Source organism: Streptomyces sp. NPDC015532, from assembly GCF_043078065.1.
GTDB lineage: Bacteria > Actinomycetota > Actinomycetes > Streptomycetales > Streptomycetaceae > Streptomyces.
Genome location: NZ_JBIBSY010000028.1, coordinates 54,275 through 67,330 on the forward strand (window position 1 = coordinate 54,275; position 13,056 = coordinate 67,330).

Consider the following 13,056-nt stretch of genomic DNA (forward strand, 5'->3'; position numbering starts at 1 on the left):
ACGGGAAGGCGCCCAGGCGGGGGCAGTCCCCCGCCGGGCGAGCCGGGACCGTCCCGCCGAGGGGAGCGGCACTCCCCCTCGGCGTCGGCTCGGCGCCGGCTAGGCGTCGGCGCGGGCCGCCGCCAGGAGTTCCTCCGCGTGCGCCCGGGCCGTCTCGGAGTCCTCCTGGCCGGCCAGCATCCGGGACAGCTCGCGGATCCGCTCCTCACCCTCCAGCACCTTCACGCCGGACCGGGTCACCGAGCCGTCGTTGGTCTTCTCGACCAGGAGCTGCCGGTCGGCGAAGGCGGCCACCTGGGGCAGGTGCGTCACGACGACGACCTGCGCGCTCTTGGCGAGCTTCGCCAGCCGGCGCCCGATCTCGACCGCGGCCTTGCCGCCGACGCCCGCGTCGACCTCGTCGAAGAGATACGTCGGCACGGGGTCGGTCCCGGCGAACACGACCTCGACCGCGAGCATCACGCGCGAGAGCTCACCGCCGGACGCGCCCTTGGCGATGGGCCGCGGCGGCGCCCCGGGGTGCGGGGCGAGCAGGAGTTCCACCTCGTCGACGCCGGCCGGGCCGTAGGCCACCGGGCGTCCGCCGACCTCGACCCCCTCCGGGTCGTCGGTCTGCCGCAGCTCGAAGGACACGCGCGCGTGCGGCATGGCGAGCGAGGCCAGCTCGGCGGTCACGGCGGCGGCGAACCGTTCGGCGGCCTCCGTGCGCGCGTCCGTCAGTGCCTGGGCGAGACCGCCCAGTTCGCCGCGCAGCGCGTCCCGTTCGGCGGTCAGCTCGCCGAGCCGGTCGTCGTCGCCGTCGAGCTCGGTGAGCCGCTCGGCGCTCCGCTCGGCCCAGGCGAGCACGGCGTCGATGTCCGCGCCGTACTTCCGGGTCAGCTGGGTGAGCGCGGCCCTGCGCTCCTCGACGGCCGACAGCCGCAGCGGATCGGCGTCGAGGTCGTCGGCGTAACCCGCGAGCTCGCCCGCGACGTCGCCGAGCAGGATGGCGATCTCCCCGATGCGCCCGGACAGCGTGGCGAGGGCCGAGTCGTGCGACCGTACGGCCTCGAGAGCACGGTGGGCGCCCGCGACCAGCGTGGCCGCGTCGATGCCCTCCGGGTCCTCGGGATTGCCGGCCAGCGCCGCGTGCGCGGCCGTGGCGGCCGATGCCAGCGCCTCCGCGTGACCGAGCCGCTCCGCCTCCGCCGCCAGCTCGACGTCCTCGCCCGCGCGCGGCTCCACGGCCGCGACCTCGTCGAGTCCGAAGCGCAGCAGGTCGGCTTCCTGGGCCCGCTCCCGGGCGCGCGTGGTGATCTCGTCCAGCTCGGCCGAGACGGCCCGCAGCCGGCGGTAGGCGCCCGTGTACTTGGCCAGCGGCACGGCGACCGCGTCACCCGCGTACCGGTCCAGGGCCTGCCGCTGCCGGGACAGCTTGAGCAGCCCCTGCTGGTCGGTCTGGCCGTGCACCGCGACGAGTTCGTCGGCGAGTTCGGCGAGCACGCCCACCGGCACCGAGCGCCCGCCCAGATGCGCGCGTGAACGCCCCTCTGCCGAAACGGTACGGCTGATCAGCAGCACGCCGTCGTCGAGCTCCGCGCCCGCTTCCTCGGCCCGTACGACGGCCGTCCCGCCCGCGGGTACGCTGATCCGCCCCTCCACGACCGCGCTCTTGGCGCCGATCCGTACGAGGGCCGGGTCCGCACGCCCGCCCAGCAACAGCCCGAGGCTGGTGACCACCATCGTCTTGCCCGCGCCGGTCTCACCGGTCACGGCGGTGAAGCCGGGTGACAGCTCGACGACCGCGTCGTCGATGACTCCGAGCGACCGTATCCGCATCTCCTCCAACACGCCCCCGACCATACGAGGTTTTCCCGGCGCCGTGCGACGCCGCCCCCCGCAAAGAGAACCGAGCGTTACCTTCCGGGGGTGATCTCGTTCGCCGACAGCCCGCGCGAAGGCCCCCGGCACCCGGGAGAAACCGGGTGCCGGGGGCCAGGGGACACCGCTAGTGAGGTGCTCCGCGCCACCCGGAGACCGGGAGCGCGAACTTGGCGACGAGCCGGTCGGTGAAGGACGCGTGGTGCAGCCGGGCGAGCCGCACGGGCACGGCCCCGCGCCGCACCTCGACCCGGGCGCCCGGCGGCAGCTCCACGGTCCGCCGTCCGTCGCACCACAGCACACCCGGCGGGACGTGCGGCAGCACCTCCACGGCGAGCACCGAGTCCGGTGAGGTCACCAGCGGCTTGGCGAACAGGGCGTGCGCGCTGATCGGCACCATCAGCAGGGCCTCGACCTCGGGCCAGACCACGGGCCCGCCCGCGGAGAAGGCGTACGCGGTCGACCCGGTCGGGGTCGCGCAGACGATCCCGTCGCAGCCGAACCCGGTGACGGGCCGCCCGTCGATCTCCAGCACCACTTCGAGGAGCTTCTCGGCGGACACCTTCTGCACGGCCGCCTCGTTCAGAGCCCAGTCGGTGTGCACGATGTCGCCGTTGCGGTGCACGACGACGTCCACCGTCATGCGTTCCTCGACCTCGTAGGCCCTGGTGACGACCCGGTCGACGACCTTGTCCAGATCGTCGCGTTCGGCCTCGGCGAGGAAGCCGACCCGCCCGAGGTTGACGCCGAGCATCGGCACCCCGGAGGCGCGGGCGAACTCCGCGCCGCGCAGCAGCGTTCCGTCACCGCCGAGGACGATGAGCAGCTCACAGCCGTCGAGGCACTGCGGAGTGGCCTCCTGGACCAGCTCCACCTCGTCCGGCAGCGGCAGATCGGCCGCCTCGGCCGCGAGGACCCGCACGCCGATCCCGGAGCGCAGCAGCCCCTGGACGACCAACTCGGCGCTGCGGATGGCTGCCGGCCGCCCGGTGTGGGCCAGCAGGAAAACAGTACGAGCTCGGGTCTGTGTCAACGCGGCCCCTCCGCCACTGCACGGTCAACGTCGGCCGGGTCGAGTTCGGGTGCCCCGGCACGCAGCCACAGAAAATACTCGACGTTGCCCGACGGTCCGGGCAACGGGCTCGCTGTCACGCCCTTCACTCCGAGCCCCAGTTCGTGGGCTCGCCCCGCCACTCCGCGCACGGTCTCCGCGCGCAGTTCCGGACTGCGCACGACACCGCCGCTGCCCAGCCGGTCCTTCCCCACCTCGAACTGCGGCTTGACCATCATCACCAGGTCGGCATCCGGCGCCGTGCACCGCGCGAGGGCGGGCAGCACCAGTCCGAGCGGGATGAAGGACAGATCCCCGACAACAAGGTCCACGGGCTCCCCATCGATCGCCTCCAACGTCAACTCGCGTACGTTCGTACGGTCCTTGACGGTGACGCGTTCATCGCTCTGGAGAGACCATGCGAGTTGTCCGTAGCCTACGTCCACCGCGACGACGTGGGCGGCGCCCGCGCGCAGCAGTACGTCGGTGAAGCCTCCGGTGGACGCGCCGGCGTCCAGCGCCCGCCGCCCCTCGACCTTCAGGCCCTGCGGCCCGAAGACGGCGAGCGCCCCGGCGAGCTTGTGCCCGCCCCGCGAGACGTAGTCGGGGTCGCTGTCGTCCTTGCTGACCACGATCGCCGCGGCGGTCTCGACCTGCGTGGCGGGCTTGGTCGCGAGGGTCTTGCCCACGCTGACCCTGCCCGCGGCGATCAGCTGTCCGGCGTGCTCACGCGAGCGGGCGAGCTTCCTGCGGACCAGCTCGGCGTCCAGGCGGCGGCGTGCCACTCCTGCCACGTTCGGTTCAGCTCCTGCGGTCGTACGGCGATGGAAAGGGTCGCCCGGGCGGTTCCCCGGGTGTCCCGAAGGATCTCATTGCGCGCCCGCCGGGCGCCCGGCGGGAGCCGGGGCCCCCGGGCGGACGTCGAGCGCGGTGAGCGCGTCGCGCAGCCCCCGGTGCACATCCTCGTACACCTCGACGTGTCCGTCCGTTGCGAGGTGGTCGGCGTCGGCGAGACGGTCGAGCCGGGCGTCGACGTCGGCGTGGCCCGTCGGGACACGCGGGATGTTCAGTGGGGCCGGTGCGGCGGGGTCGTACGCGGGTCCCGGTTCCGCATGCGCGGCGGGGCCGGACTCCTGCGCGGTCATCGCCTCGGGGAGCTCTCCCTCGGGGACTGAGTCGTTCATGCCCCGACGCTACCGCGAAGGGCTGCGGTACCGTCGATCACGATGGCGACGACTGAGGAGTGCCGCACCGCACTCGACAAGCTTTCGGACAACATGGCGGGCGCCGGCGGGGACGTACGCGCCGCGGCGGCCCTGGACCGCTCGCTGAGCTGCCGTGTCACCGACCTGGACATCACCTTCGTCGGCCGCCTCAGGGGCGGCCGGATCGAGGTGCTCGACACGCTCCGGGGCCTTCCTCCCGAGCGGGCCCAGATCCGGCTGACCATGAACGGCGACGACCTGGTGTCGATGGTGAACGGCGAGCTGAACTTCGCCAAGGCCTGGGGCTCGGGCCGGGTGAAGCTGGAGGCGGGCCTGCGCGACCTGTTCCGGCTCAGGAGCCTTCTTTAGCGGCCGCGGCGGCCGGGACCCTGGCCCTGCGCGCCGCGGGCACCACGAGCGGTGTCCCGGTCTCGGGGTCGTCGATGATCTGGCAGCGCAGCCCGAAGACCTCCTCGACCAGTTCGGCCGTGACGATGTCGTTCGGGGCGCCCTCGGCGATGACCTCGCCGCCGCGCAGGGCGATCAGGTGGGTGGCGTACCGGGCCGCGTGGTTGAGGTCGTGCAGCACGGCGACCAGGGTGCGGCCCTCGGTCTCGTGGAGCTCGGCGCACAGGTCGAGGACGTCGATCTGGTGCTGGATGTCGAGGTAGGTCGTCGGCTCGTCCAGCAGGAGCAGCGGGGTCTGCTGCGCGAGCGCCATCGCGATCCACACGCGCTGGCGCTGGCCGCCGGACAGCTCGTCGACGAAGCGGTCGGCGAGCTCGGCGACCCCGGTCGAGGCCATCGACTCCCGCACCACGCGCTCGTCCTCCGCGGACCATTGGCGCAGCAGGCCCTGGTGGGGATAGCGGCCCCGGCCGACGAGGTCGCCGACCGTGATCCCGTCCGGTGCGATCGACGACTGCGGCAGCAGCCCGAGGGTGCGCGCCACCTTCTTCGCGGGCATCGACTGGATCGCCTGCCCGTCGAGCAGCACCCGCCCGGCCGAGGGCTTCAGCATCCGCGAGAGGGCACGCAGCAGGGTGGACTTGCCGCAGGCGTTCGGGCCGACGATCACGGTGAAGGAGTTGTCGGGGATCTCCACCGACAGTTTCTCCGCGATGACGCGCTGGTCATAGCCGAGGGTGACGTTGTCGGCGGACAGGCGGTTCACAGTGCTCCTTGGGGTGTTCTCGTGCGCCTGGTCGTTCGCCCGCGCCGCGTTCTTCGGTTCTCGCACGGCCGGGTCCGCCGGGCCGCTCATATCCGGCCCGCCCTGCGCTCGGTGACCAGCAGCCACAGCAGGTAGACACCGCCGAGGACGCCGGTCACGACGCCGACCGGCAGCTGATCGGCGCCGAAGGCGCGCTGCGAGGCCCAGTCCGCGACGACGAGCAGGGTGGCGCCCATGCACATCGACGCCATGAGGTTCGGTCCCGGCGAGCGGGTGAGCCGCCGGGCGAGCTGCGGCGAGGTGAGCGCCACGAAACCGACGGGGCCCGCGGCGGCGGTGGCACCCGCGGTGAGCAGCACGGCGGCCACCATCAGCAGCAGCCGCGTCCGTTCGACGCTCACTCCGAGGGCGTACGACACGTCGTCGCCCATCTCCATCATCCGCAGCCCGCGCGCGTTGCCGAGGACGACGGGGACGAGGACGGCGCACAGGATGAGCAGCGGCCAGACCTGGGCCCAGTCCCGGCCGTTGAGGGAGCCGGTCATCCAGACGACGGCGCGGGCCGCGTCGACCAGGTCGGCCTTGGTGAGGAGGTAGCCGTTGACCGCCGTGACGATCGCGGAGACGCCGATGCCGACGAGGACCAGGCGATAGCCGTGCACGCCCCGCTTCCAGGCGAGGACGTAGATGGCGAATCCGGTCAGGAGCCCGCCCACGAGCGCCCCGAGGGCGACCTCGGTCGCGCTGCCCGAGTACAGCACGATCATGATGAGCGCGCCGGCGGTGGAACCCTGTCCGAGCCCGAGTACGTCGGGGCTGCCCAGCGGATTGCGGGAGACGGACTGGAAGAGCGCTCCGGCCAGCCCGAGCGAGGCCCCCACCAGCAGCCCGACGAGAACGCGCGGCAGCCGCAGGTCGTTGACGATGAACTCCTGGCTGGGGCTGCCGTCGCCGGCCAGGGTCTTGAGCACGTCGCCGGCCGGAATCGGGAAGTCGCCGGTGCCGATGAGGACCACGCTCGCCGCGGCCGCCGCCACCAGCAGCAGGACGACCACGAGGAACGTGCGGATGTCGAGGCGGACGGACAGTCCGCCGCCGGTGCGCAGGGCCCGGACACCGCGCCCGGGAAGTGCCGGGACGCGCCGGTCGCGTGCGGTTCGGATGCTTCGGACACGTGGGGTCGTCACAGCTGCGCCGTCCTCCGTCGCCGTACGAGAAAGATGAAGACCGGACCGCCCAGCACCGCGGTGACGATGCCGACCTGAAGCTCCGCCGGCCGGGCGACCATCCGCCCCAGGACGTCGGCGCCGAGCAGCAGCACGGGCGACAGGACGGTGGCGTACGGCAGGATCCAGCGCAGGTCGGGCCCGGTGAAGGAGCGGACGGCGTGCGGGACCATGAGCCCGACGAACACGATCGGTCCGCAGGCGGCGGTCGCGGCGCCGCAGAGCACGGTCGCGGCGGCCATCGACAGCGCGCGGGTGCGGTTCAGGTTGGCGCCGAGCGCCCGCGCGGTGTCGTCGCCCATGGCCACCGCGTTCAACGGCCGGGCGAGACCCAGCGCGAGGAGCGTGCCGACGGCGAGGAAGGGGGCCACCTGCGTGATCGTCGAGTCGGTCGCCGAGGCGAGCGAGCCGACGGTCCAGAAGCGCATCTTGCCGAGCGCCGCGTCGTCCATGATCATCACGGCCTGGAGATAGCCGTAGAGCGCGGCGCTGATGGCGGTTCCGGCGAGCGCGAGCCGCACCGGGGTCGCGCCCCGGCTTCCGCCCAGGAACCAGACCAGCGCTCCGACCGCGGCCGCGCCGACGAAGGCGAACCAGACGTAGCCGCTCAGTGAGGTGACGCCGAAATAGGTGATCGCGGTGACGACGGCGGCGGAAGCACCCGCGTTGATCCCGAGCAGACCGGGGTCGGCCAGCGGATTGCGGGTGAGCGCCTGGAGGACGGCACCGGACAGTCCGAGCGCGGCGCCGACCAGCAGCCCGAGCACGGTGCGCGAGATCCGGTCGCCGACCACGACATCGGCGTACGTCCCCGAGTCGTGGAACAGGCCGTGCCACACCTGGTCCAGCGGCAGCGCCTTCGCGCCGATCGCGACACTCGCCAGCGCGACCAACAGCAGGACGCCCACGGAGACGAGGAGCCCGAAGGTCCGTATCGCCCGGCGGGTTGGGGGCGCGGGGGCGGTTTCCGCGCGCTGTTCAGGAGGACTGTCGACCAACACGAGGTTAGGTTAGCCTACCCTCGCGTCAGCGTTTCGAGGTGTCCGCGCACCCGGCCGCACGCCGAGGCCCAGGTCAGCCACCCCACCGCCCCGGCCCCGTGCGAGCACCGGCACCGGCCCCATGCCCTGTCCCGGCGCCTGGACCGGCAGGAACCGGTCCCTGAGCGCTCCTGGTCCGGCCCCGGTGCACTCCAGGTCCGATCCCGGCCCCGGTCCGGTCGGACAGGCCCTAGAAGCCCAGCCGAGCCAGCGCCTTCCCCCCGTCCAGCTCGCACGTGCTCTCCCCTGCGGCCGTCCACGCCGCCGCGCACAGGGCCCGCAGTCCGTCGAGGGCCTCGCCCTCGCCCGTCAGCTCCAGTTCCTGGCCGCCCGCCGTCGCCGTCCAGCCGCCACAGCGGAACCCGTCGCCCGCCTCGACGACCTCGGGCTGTCCGGTGAGCATCCCGCGCAGATCGGCGTCGACATAGGTCGGCCGGTGCCGCGGCGGCGCGGCGAGAAGCTGTGCCCCGTCCGTCACTCCGGTGAGGACGAGCAGGGAGTCCACCTCTCCGTTGAACGCGCCCTCGATGTCCGTGTCCAGCCGGTCCCCGACCACCAGCGGCCGCTCGGCCCCGGTCCGCAGAATCGTCTCGCGGTGCATCGGGGGCAGCGGCTTGCCCGCCACCTGCGGCTCGGCACCCGTGGCGATGCGGACGACCTCCACCGCCGCGCCGTTCCCGGGCGCGATCCCGCGCGCGCCCGGAATCGTCAGATCCGTGTTGGAGGCGAACCAGGGAACCCCGCGCGCGATGGCGTAGCACGCCTCCGCGAAGCGGGACCAGGTCAGATCGGGACCGCCGTACCCCTGGACGACCGCGACGGGCTCGTCCTCCGCCGAGTCGACGGGCTCCAGCCCGCGCTCGCGCAGCGCGACCCGCAGACCCTCGCCGCCGATGACGAGCACACGCGCCCCCGCCGGCTCCTGCTCGCTGATGAGCCGGGCCACGGCCTGCGCCGAGGTGATCACGTCCGACGCCACCGTCGGTATGCCCAGCTCCGTGAGGTGCCCGGCGACCGCGTCCGGGGTGCGCAGCGCGTTGTTGGTGACGTACGCGAGGTGCATGCCGCCCGCGCGCGCCGTCGCCAGCGAATCGACGGCGTGGGCGATGGCGTCACCGCCCGCGTACACCACGCCGTCCAAGTCCAGCAGCGCCGTGTCGTACGCCTCGCTCAGGGCCTGCCCACTGCCCTCGGGCCGCGTCCTGACGGTCTGGCTCATTGCGCATCGCTCCTCGTTCGATCCCGTTGCCCCGATCATCGCGCATGCCACTGACACACTTACGATGCCCCAATGAACTATGCAGGTCCCGAGGAGGAAACACCGGCAGGGAGCGGCCTCGAACTCACCCCGTTCCGAGGCCTGCGCTACGACCCCGACCGGGTCGGCAGCCTGGCCGCCGTGACGTCCCCGCCGTACGACGTGATCGTGCGGCCCGACGGACTGCTCGAACTCGAATCGGCCGACCCGTACAACATCGTCCGGCTGATCCTCCCGCAGGACGGCACCCCCGCCGCCCGCAACCGGCAGGCCGCCGAAACGCTGCGCCGCTGGCTGTCGGAGGGCGTCCTGGCCGCCGATCCCGAGCCGGGCCTGTACGTGTACGAGCAGCGCGACGGGGACCTGCTGCAACGGGGCGTGATCGGTAATCTGCGTCTGTCCGATCCGGCCGACGGTGTCGTGCTCCCGCACGAGGACGTGATGCCCCACGTCATCGCGGACCGCGCGGCCCTGATGCGCGCCACGTCCGCCAACCTCGAACCCCTGCTGCTGACCTATCGCGGCAACGGTTCCGGATTCGGCACCGCCGCCGTCATCGAACGCACCGCGATCCTGCCGCCGCTGCTGTCCACCACCACGGAGGACGGCGTCAGCCATCGGCTGTGGGCGGTCACGGACCCGGCGGAGCTCTCGGAGATCCGCACGGACCTCGGCCGGCACCAGGCCCTGATCGCCGACGGCCACCATCGCTGGGCGACCTATCTGCGTCTACGCGCGGAGCATCCTTCCCCCAGCCCGTGGGACTACGGTCTGGTCCTTCTGGTGGACACCGCCCGTTACCCCCTGCGCGTCCGGGCCATCCACCGCCTGCTGCACCGCCTGCCGGTCGCCGAGGCGCTGGCCGCCCTCGGCGACTCCTTCCGGGTACGCCGCCTCGACGTGCCCCTCGCCGAGGCGCTGGAGGCCCTCTCCTCGGCGGCCTCCGAGGGGAACGCGTTCCTCCTCGCCGGCGACGGCTCCTACCACCTCGTCGACCGCCCGTCGCCGGACCTCCTCGCCCGGACGATCCCGGCCGAGCACCCGGAGGCCTGGCGCTCGCTGGACGCCACGGTCCTGCACGCCACTCTCCTGGACCATGTGTGGGGCATCCCGGAGGACTCCCCCGCAGACATCGCGTACATCCACGACACGAACGCCACGGTCGAGAAGGCGGAACGCGACGGAGGCACGGCCGTCCTGATGCACCCGGTCCGCGAGGACGTCGTACGGGATCTCGCGCGCCAGGGGGTCACGATGCCGCGCAAGTCGACCTCCTTCGGGCCGAAGCCGGCGTCCGGGCTGGTCCTGCGGGCGCTCGCTCCCTGAAAGGGCGCGGTCCCCGGAAACGCCACGTGGGCGGCGGCACACCTTCCGGTGTCCCGCCGCCCACGTGTTTGCGCCGCGATGTCCGGCGTCAGCTCTGCGGACGGTGAGGGGCGTCGTCCTCGTCGTCCTCGTTCTCGTCCGCGTCGTCGTCCTCATCGAGGGCGTCGACGTCGTCCGTGGTCACGTCCGTGGTCACGTCCGTGGTCACGGACTCGATCTCGTCGTCCGCATCCTCGTCTTCGTCCTCGTCCGCGTCGTCCGCGTCCTGGTGCTCGGCCTCGGCCTCGGCCTCGACGTGGATCTCCGTCGCGGTCACGGGGGTCTCCCCGCTCCCGGCCTCGTCGTCGTCCTCGACGAGGACGTCGACGAACTCGACACCGTCCATCTCGGCGAGGCGGTCGGAGGCGTCCGTGCTGCCGTCCTTGTCGGACTCGACGGTCTTGGCGAACCAATCGCGTGCCTCGCCCTCCCGTCCGGCGGCGAGGAGCGCGTCGGCGTAGGCGTACCGCAGTCGCGCGGTCCAGGGCTGAACGGAGTTCGAGGCGAGCTCCGGACTCTGCAGGGTGACGATGGCCGCGTCGAGCTGGCCCATGTCACGCCGGGCACCGGCGGCCACGAGCCGCATCTCGACCTGGCTCGCCTTGTCCAGCTTCTGCACCTCGGGCGCCCCGGCCATCTCCAGCGCCTTCTCGGGCCGGCCGAGGCCACGCTCGCAGTCCGCCATGACGGGCCACAGCTCCACGCTGCCAGTCATCCGGCGCGCGGCGCGGAACTCCGCGAGCGCCTCGCTGAACTTCTGGTTCGCGTACGCGGCGAAACCGGCCGCCTCACGCACGGCGGCCACACGCGAGGCCAGCCGCAGGGCGATCCTGGAGTATTCGTAGGCGCTCTCGGGGTCCTCGTCGATGAGCCGGGCGACCATCACCAGGTTGCGGGCGACGTCCTCGGCAAGCCCCTTGGGCAGGCTCAGGAGCTCCTGGCGCACGTCCTGGTCGATCTCATCGCCCGTGACCTCGTCCGGGATGGGCAGCCGCTTGATCGGCTCACGGTCCCGCTCCCGCTCGTCGCGGAAACGGCCGCCACCGCGCCGGTCGTCGCCGCCGCGGTCGTCACGGCCGCGGAAGCCACCGGGGCGCCCGCCCCGGTCGTCACGGTCACGGAAGCCGCCGCCCCGGTTGTCGTCACGGCGGAAGCCACCGCGGTCGTCGTCACGGCGCGGGCTGCTGGGCCGCTCGTCGCGACGGAAGCCACCGCGGTCATCATCACGGCGCGGACTGCTGGGCCGCTCGTCGCGACGGAAGTCCCCACGAGCGTCCCGGTCGTCGCGACGGAAGGGCGGACGGTCGCCGCCACCGCTGCCGCCACGGTCGTCACGGCGGAAGCCGCCACCACTGCCACCGCCACGGTTGTCGTCGCGACGGAAGCCACCGCGGTCGTCATCGCGGCGCGGGCTGCTGGGGCGCTCGTCGCGACGGAAACCGCCACCGGTGCCGCTGCCACCGCGGTTGTCGTCGCGACGGAAGGGCGGACGGTCGCCGCCACCGCTGCCACCGCGGTCGTCACGGCGGAAGCCGCCACCACTGCCGCCACCGCGGTTGTCGTCACGGCGGAAGCCACCGCGGTCGTCGTCACGGCGCGGGCTGCTGGGGCGGTCGTCACGGCGGAAGCCGCCACGGTCACCGCCGGCACTGCCACCACGGTCGTCACGGCGGAAGCCGCCACCGGTGCCGCTGCCGCCACGGTTGTCGTCACGGCGGAAAGGCGGACGGTCGCCGCCACCGCTGCCGCCACGGTCGTCGCGACGGAAACCGCCACCACTGCCGCCACCGCGGTTGTCGTCACGGCGGAAGCCACCGCGGTCGTCGTCACGGCGCGGGCTGCTGGGGCGCTCGTCACGACGGAAGCCGCCACGGTCACCGCCGGCACTGCCACCACGGTCGTCGCGACGGAAACCGCCACCGGTGCCGCTGCCGCCACGGTTGTCGTCACGGCGGAAAGGCAAACGGTCGCCCCCACCGCTGCCGCCACGGTCGTCACGGCGGAAACCTCCGCCACCACTGCCACCGCCACGGTTGTCGTCACGGCGGAAGGGCGGACGGTCGCCGCCGCCGCTGCCGCCGCGGTCGTCGCGACGGAAACCGCCACCACTGCCGCTGCCACCGCGATTGTCGTCACGGCGGAAACCTCCACGGTCACCGCCGCCACCGCGGTTGTCGTCACGGCGGAAACCTCCACGGTCACCGCCGCCACCGCGGTTGTCGTCACGGCGGAAGCCACCGCGGTCACCGCCACCACTGCCGCTGCCGCCGCGGTCATCGCGACGGAAACCGCCGCGGTCGTCGTCACGGCGCGGACTGCTGGGCCGATCGTCGCGGTTGAAGGCCGGACGGCTGTCGTCCCGACGGAATCCGCCGCCGCTGCCACCGCGGTCGTCACGACGGAACGGCGGCCGGCCGCCCCGATCGCCCTCACGCCGGTCGTCACGGCCACGGGGAGCGCCGCCGCCGCTGCCGCCGCTGGTGCTGCCACCGCGGTTGTCGTCGCGACGGAAGCCGCCACGGTCCCCGCCACTGCGGTTGTCGTCACGCCGGCCGGAGCCGCCACGGTCGTTGTCTCGGCGCGGGCCGCCGCGGTAGTCACCGCGGTCACCACTGTCACGACGGCGCTGGTCGCGCTCCGGTCGCTCGTCGGGAGAGTTGGTGGACATGGGTGACTCCTGTCATCGGTACCGCAAGTCATTCTCGCGCAGCCAGGTACCCGGCGCGCTTCGGCAAAACAAAAAAAGACCCTTGGGCCCAGCGAGTCGCTGGGACCAAGGGTCCTCTAATTTTAGTTCGGCGGCGTCCTACTCTCCCACAGGGTCCCCCCTGCAGTACCATCGGCGCTGTGAGGCTTAGCTTCCGGGTTCGGAATGTA

At 72.9% G+C, this 13,056-nt stretch carries 11 protein-coding genes and 1 rRNA gene; 2 read left to right on the forward strand and 10 right to left on the reverse strand.

All coding sequences use genetic code 11. The features are described from left to right. Positions 1-99: 99 nt before the first annotated feature. The 4 genes from recN to ACF07B_RS42075 form a co-directional block, all read right to left on the reverse strand. Positions 100-1,842: a DNA repair protein RecN gene (gene recN, locus ACF07B_RS42060; RefSeq protein ID WP_369485287.1), complete on the reverse strand. Its 1,743-nt coding sequence runs from the start codon at positions 1,840-1,842 to the stop codon at positions 100-102. Positions 1,843-1,987: 145 nt separating this feature from the next. Further along, positions 1,988-2,893 carry an NAD kinase gene (locus ACF07B_RS42065; protein WP_328556344.1) on the reverse strand — a complete coding sequence of 302 codons (906 nt, stop codon included), beginning with the start codon at positions 2,891-2,893 and terminating at the stop codon, positions 1,988-1,990. Next, the gene (locus ACF07B_RS42070) at positions 2,890-3,705 is read right to left on the reverse strand and encodes a TlyA family RNA methyltransferase (protein WP_369485284.1); all 816 of its coding nucleotides are present in this window, start codon (positions 3,703-3,705) and stop codon (positions 2,890-2,892) included. Before ACF07B_RS42070 ends, ACF07B_RS42065 begins: the two co-directional genes overlap by 4 nt. A 75-nt stretch (positions 3,706-3,780) precedes the next feature. Then, positions 3,781-4,095: a hypothetical protein gene (locus ACF07B_RS42075; RefSeq protein ID WP_392182830.1), complete on the reverse strand. Its 315-nt coding sequence runs from the start codon at positions 4,093-4,095 to the stop codon at positions 3,781-3,783. A gap of 42 nt (positions 4,096-4,137) precedes the next feature. On the opposite strand from ACF07B_RS42075, the gene ACF07B_RS42080 reads away from it, so the two are divergent. Then, positions 4,138-4,485: an SCP2 sterol-binding domain-containing protein gene (locus ACF07B_RS42080; RefSeq protein WP_369485281.1), complete on the forward strand. Its 348-nt coding sequence runs from the start codon at positions 4,138-4,140 to the stop codon at positions 4,483-4,485. Here the strand turns inward: ACF07B_RS42080 and ACF07B_RS42085 are convergent. From ACF07B_RS42085 to ACF07B_RS42100, 4 genes are all read right to left on the reverse strand, one after another. Further along, a complete protein-coding gene (locus ACF07B_RS42085; RefSeq protein WP_392182831.1) occupies positions 4,469-5,380 on the reverse strand; it encodes an ABC transporter ATP-binding protein in 912 nt (303 codons plus the stop codon). The genes ACF07B_RS42080 and ACF07B_RS42085 overlap by 17 nt on opposite strands. Further along, positions 5,377-6,453: a FecCD family ABC transporter permease gene (locus tag ACF07B_RS42090; RefSeq protein WP_392182837.1), complete on the reverse strand. Its 1,077-nt coding sequence runs from the start codon at positions 6,451-6,453 to the stop codon at positions 5,377-5,379. The genes ACF07B_RS42085 and ACF07B_RS42090 overlap by 4 nt, the downstream gene beginning before the upstream one ends. A gap of 20 nt (positions 6,454-6,473) precedes the next feature. Further along, complete coding sequence (locus ACF07B_RS42095) at positions 6,474-7,517, reverse strand: FecCD family ABC transporter permease (protein WP_392182832.1); 1,044 nt, start codon at positions 7,515-7,517, stop codon at positions 6,474-6,476. Positions 7,518-7,746: 229 nt separating this feature from the next. After that, positions 7,747-8,775, reverse strand: coding sequence for an HAD hydrolase-like protein (locus tag ACF07B_RS42100; RefSeq protein ID WP_392182833.1), 1,029 nt, complete (start codon positions 8,773-8,775; stop codon positions 7,747-7,749). 72 nt (positions 8,776-8,847) lie between these two features. Between ACF07B_RS42100 and ACF07B_RS42105 the strand changes: the two genes are divergently transcribed. Further along, positions 8,848-10,140 (forward strand): DUF1015 domain-containing protein, encoded by a 1,293-nt coding sequence (locus ACF07B_RS42105; RefSeq protein ID WP_392182834.1) that lies wholly within the window; start codon positions 8,848-8,850, stop codon positions 10,138-10,140. An 88-nt stretch (positions 10,141-10,228) separates the two neighbouring features. On the opposite strand, the gene ACF07B_RS42110 is transcribed toward ACF07B_RS42105, so the two are convergent. Further along, positions 10,229-12,847, reverse strand: a complete 2,619-nt coding sequence (locus ACF07B_RS42110) for a hypothetical protein (protein ID WP_392182835.1) — start codon at positions 12,845-12,847, stop codon at positions 10,229-10,231. A gap of 125 nt (positions 12,848-12,972) precedes the next feature. Next, positions 12,973-13,056, reverse strand: a 5S ribosomal RNA gene (gene rrf / locus ACF07B_RS42115); the annotation flags it as partial.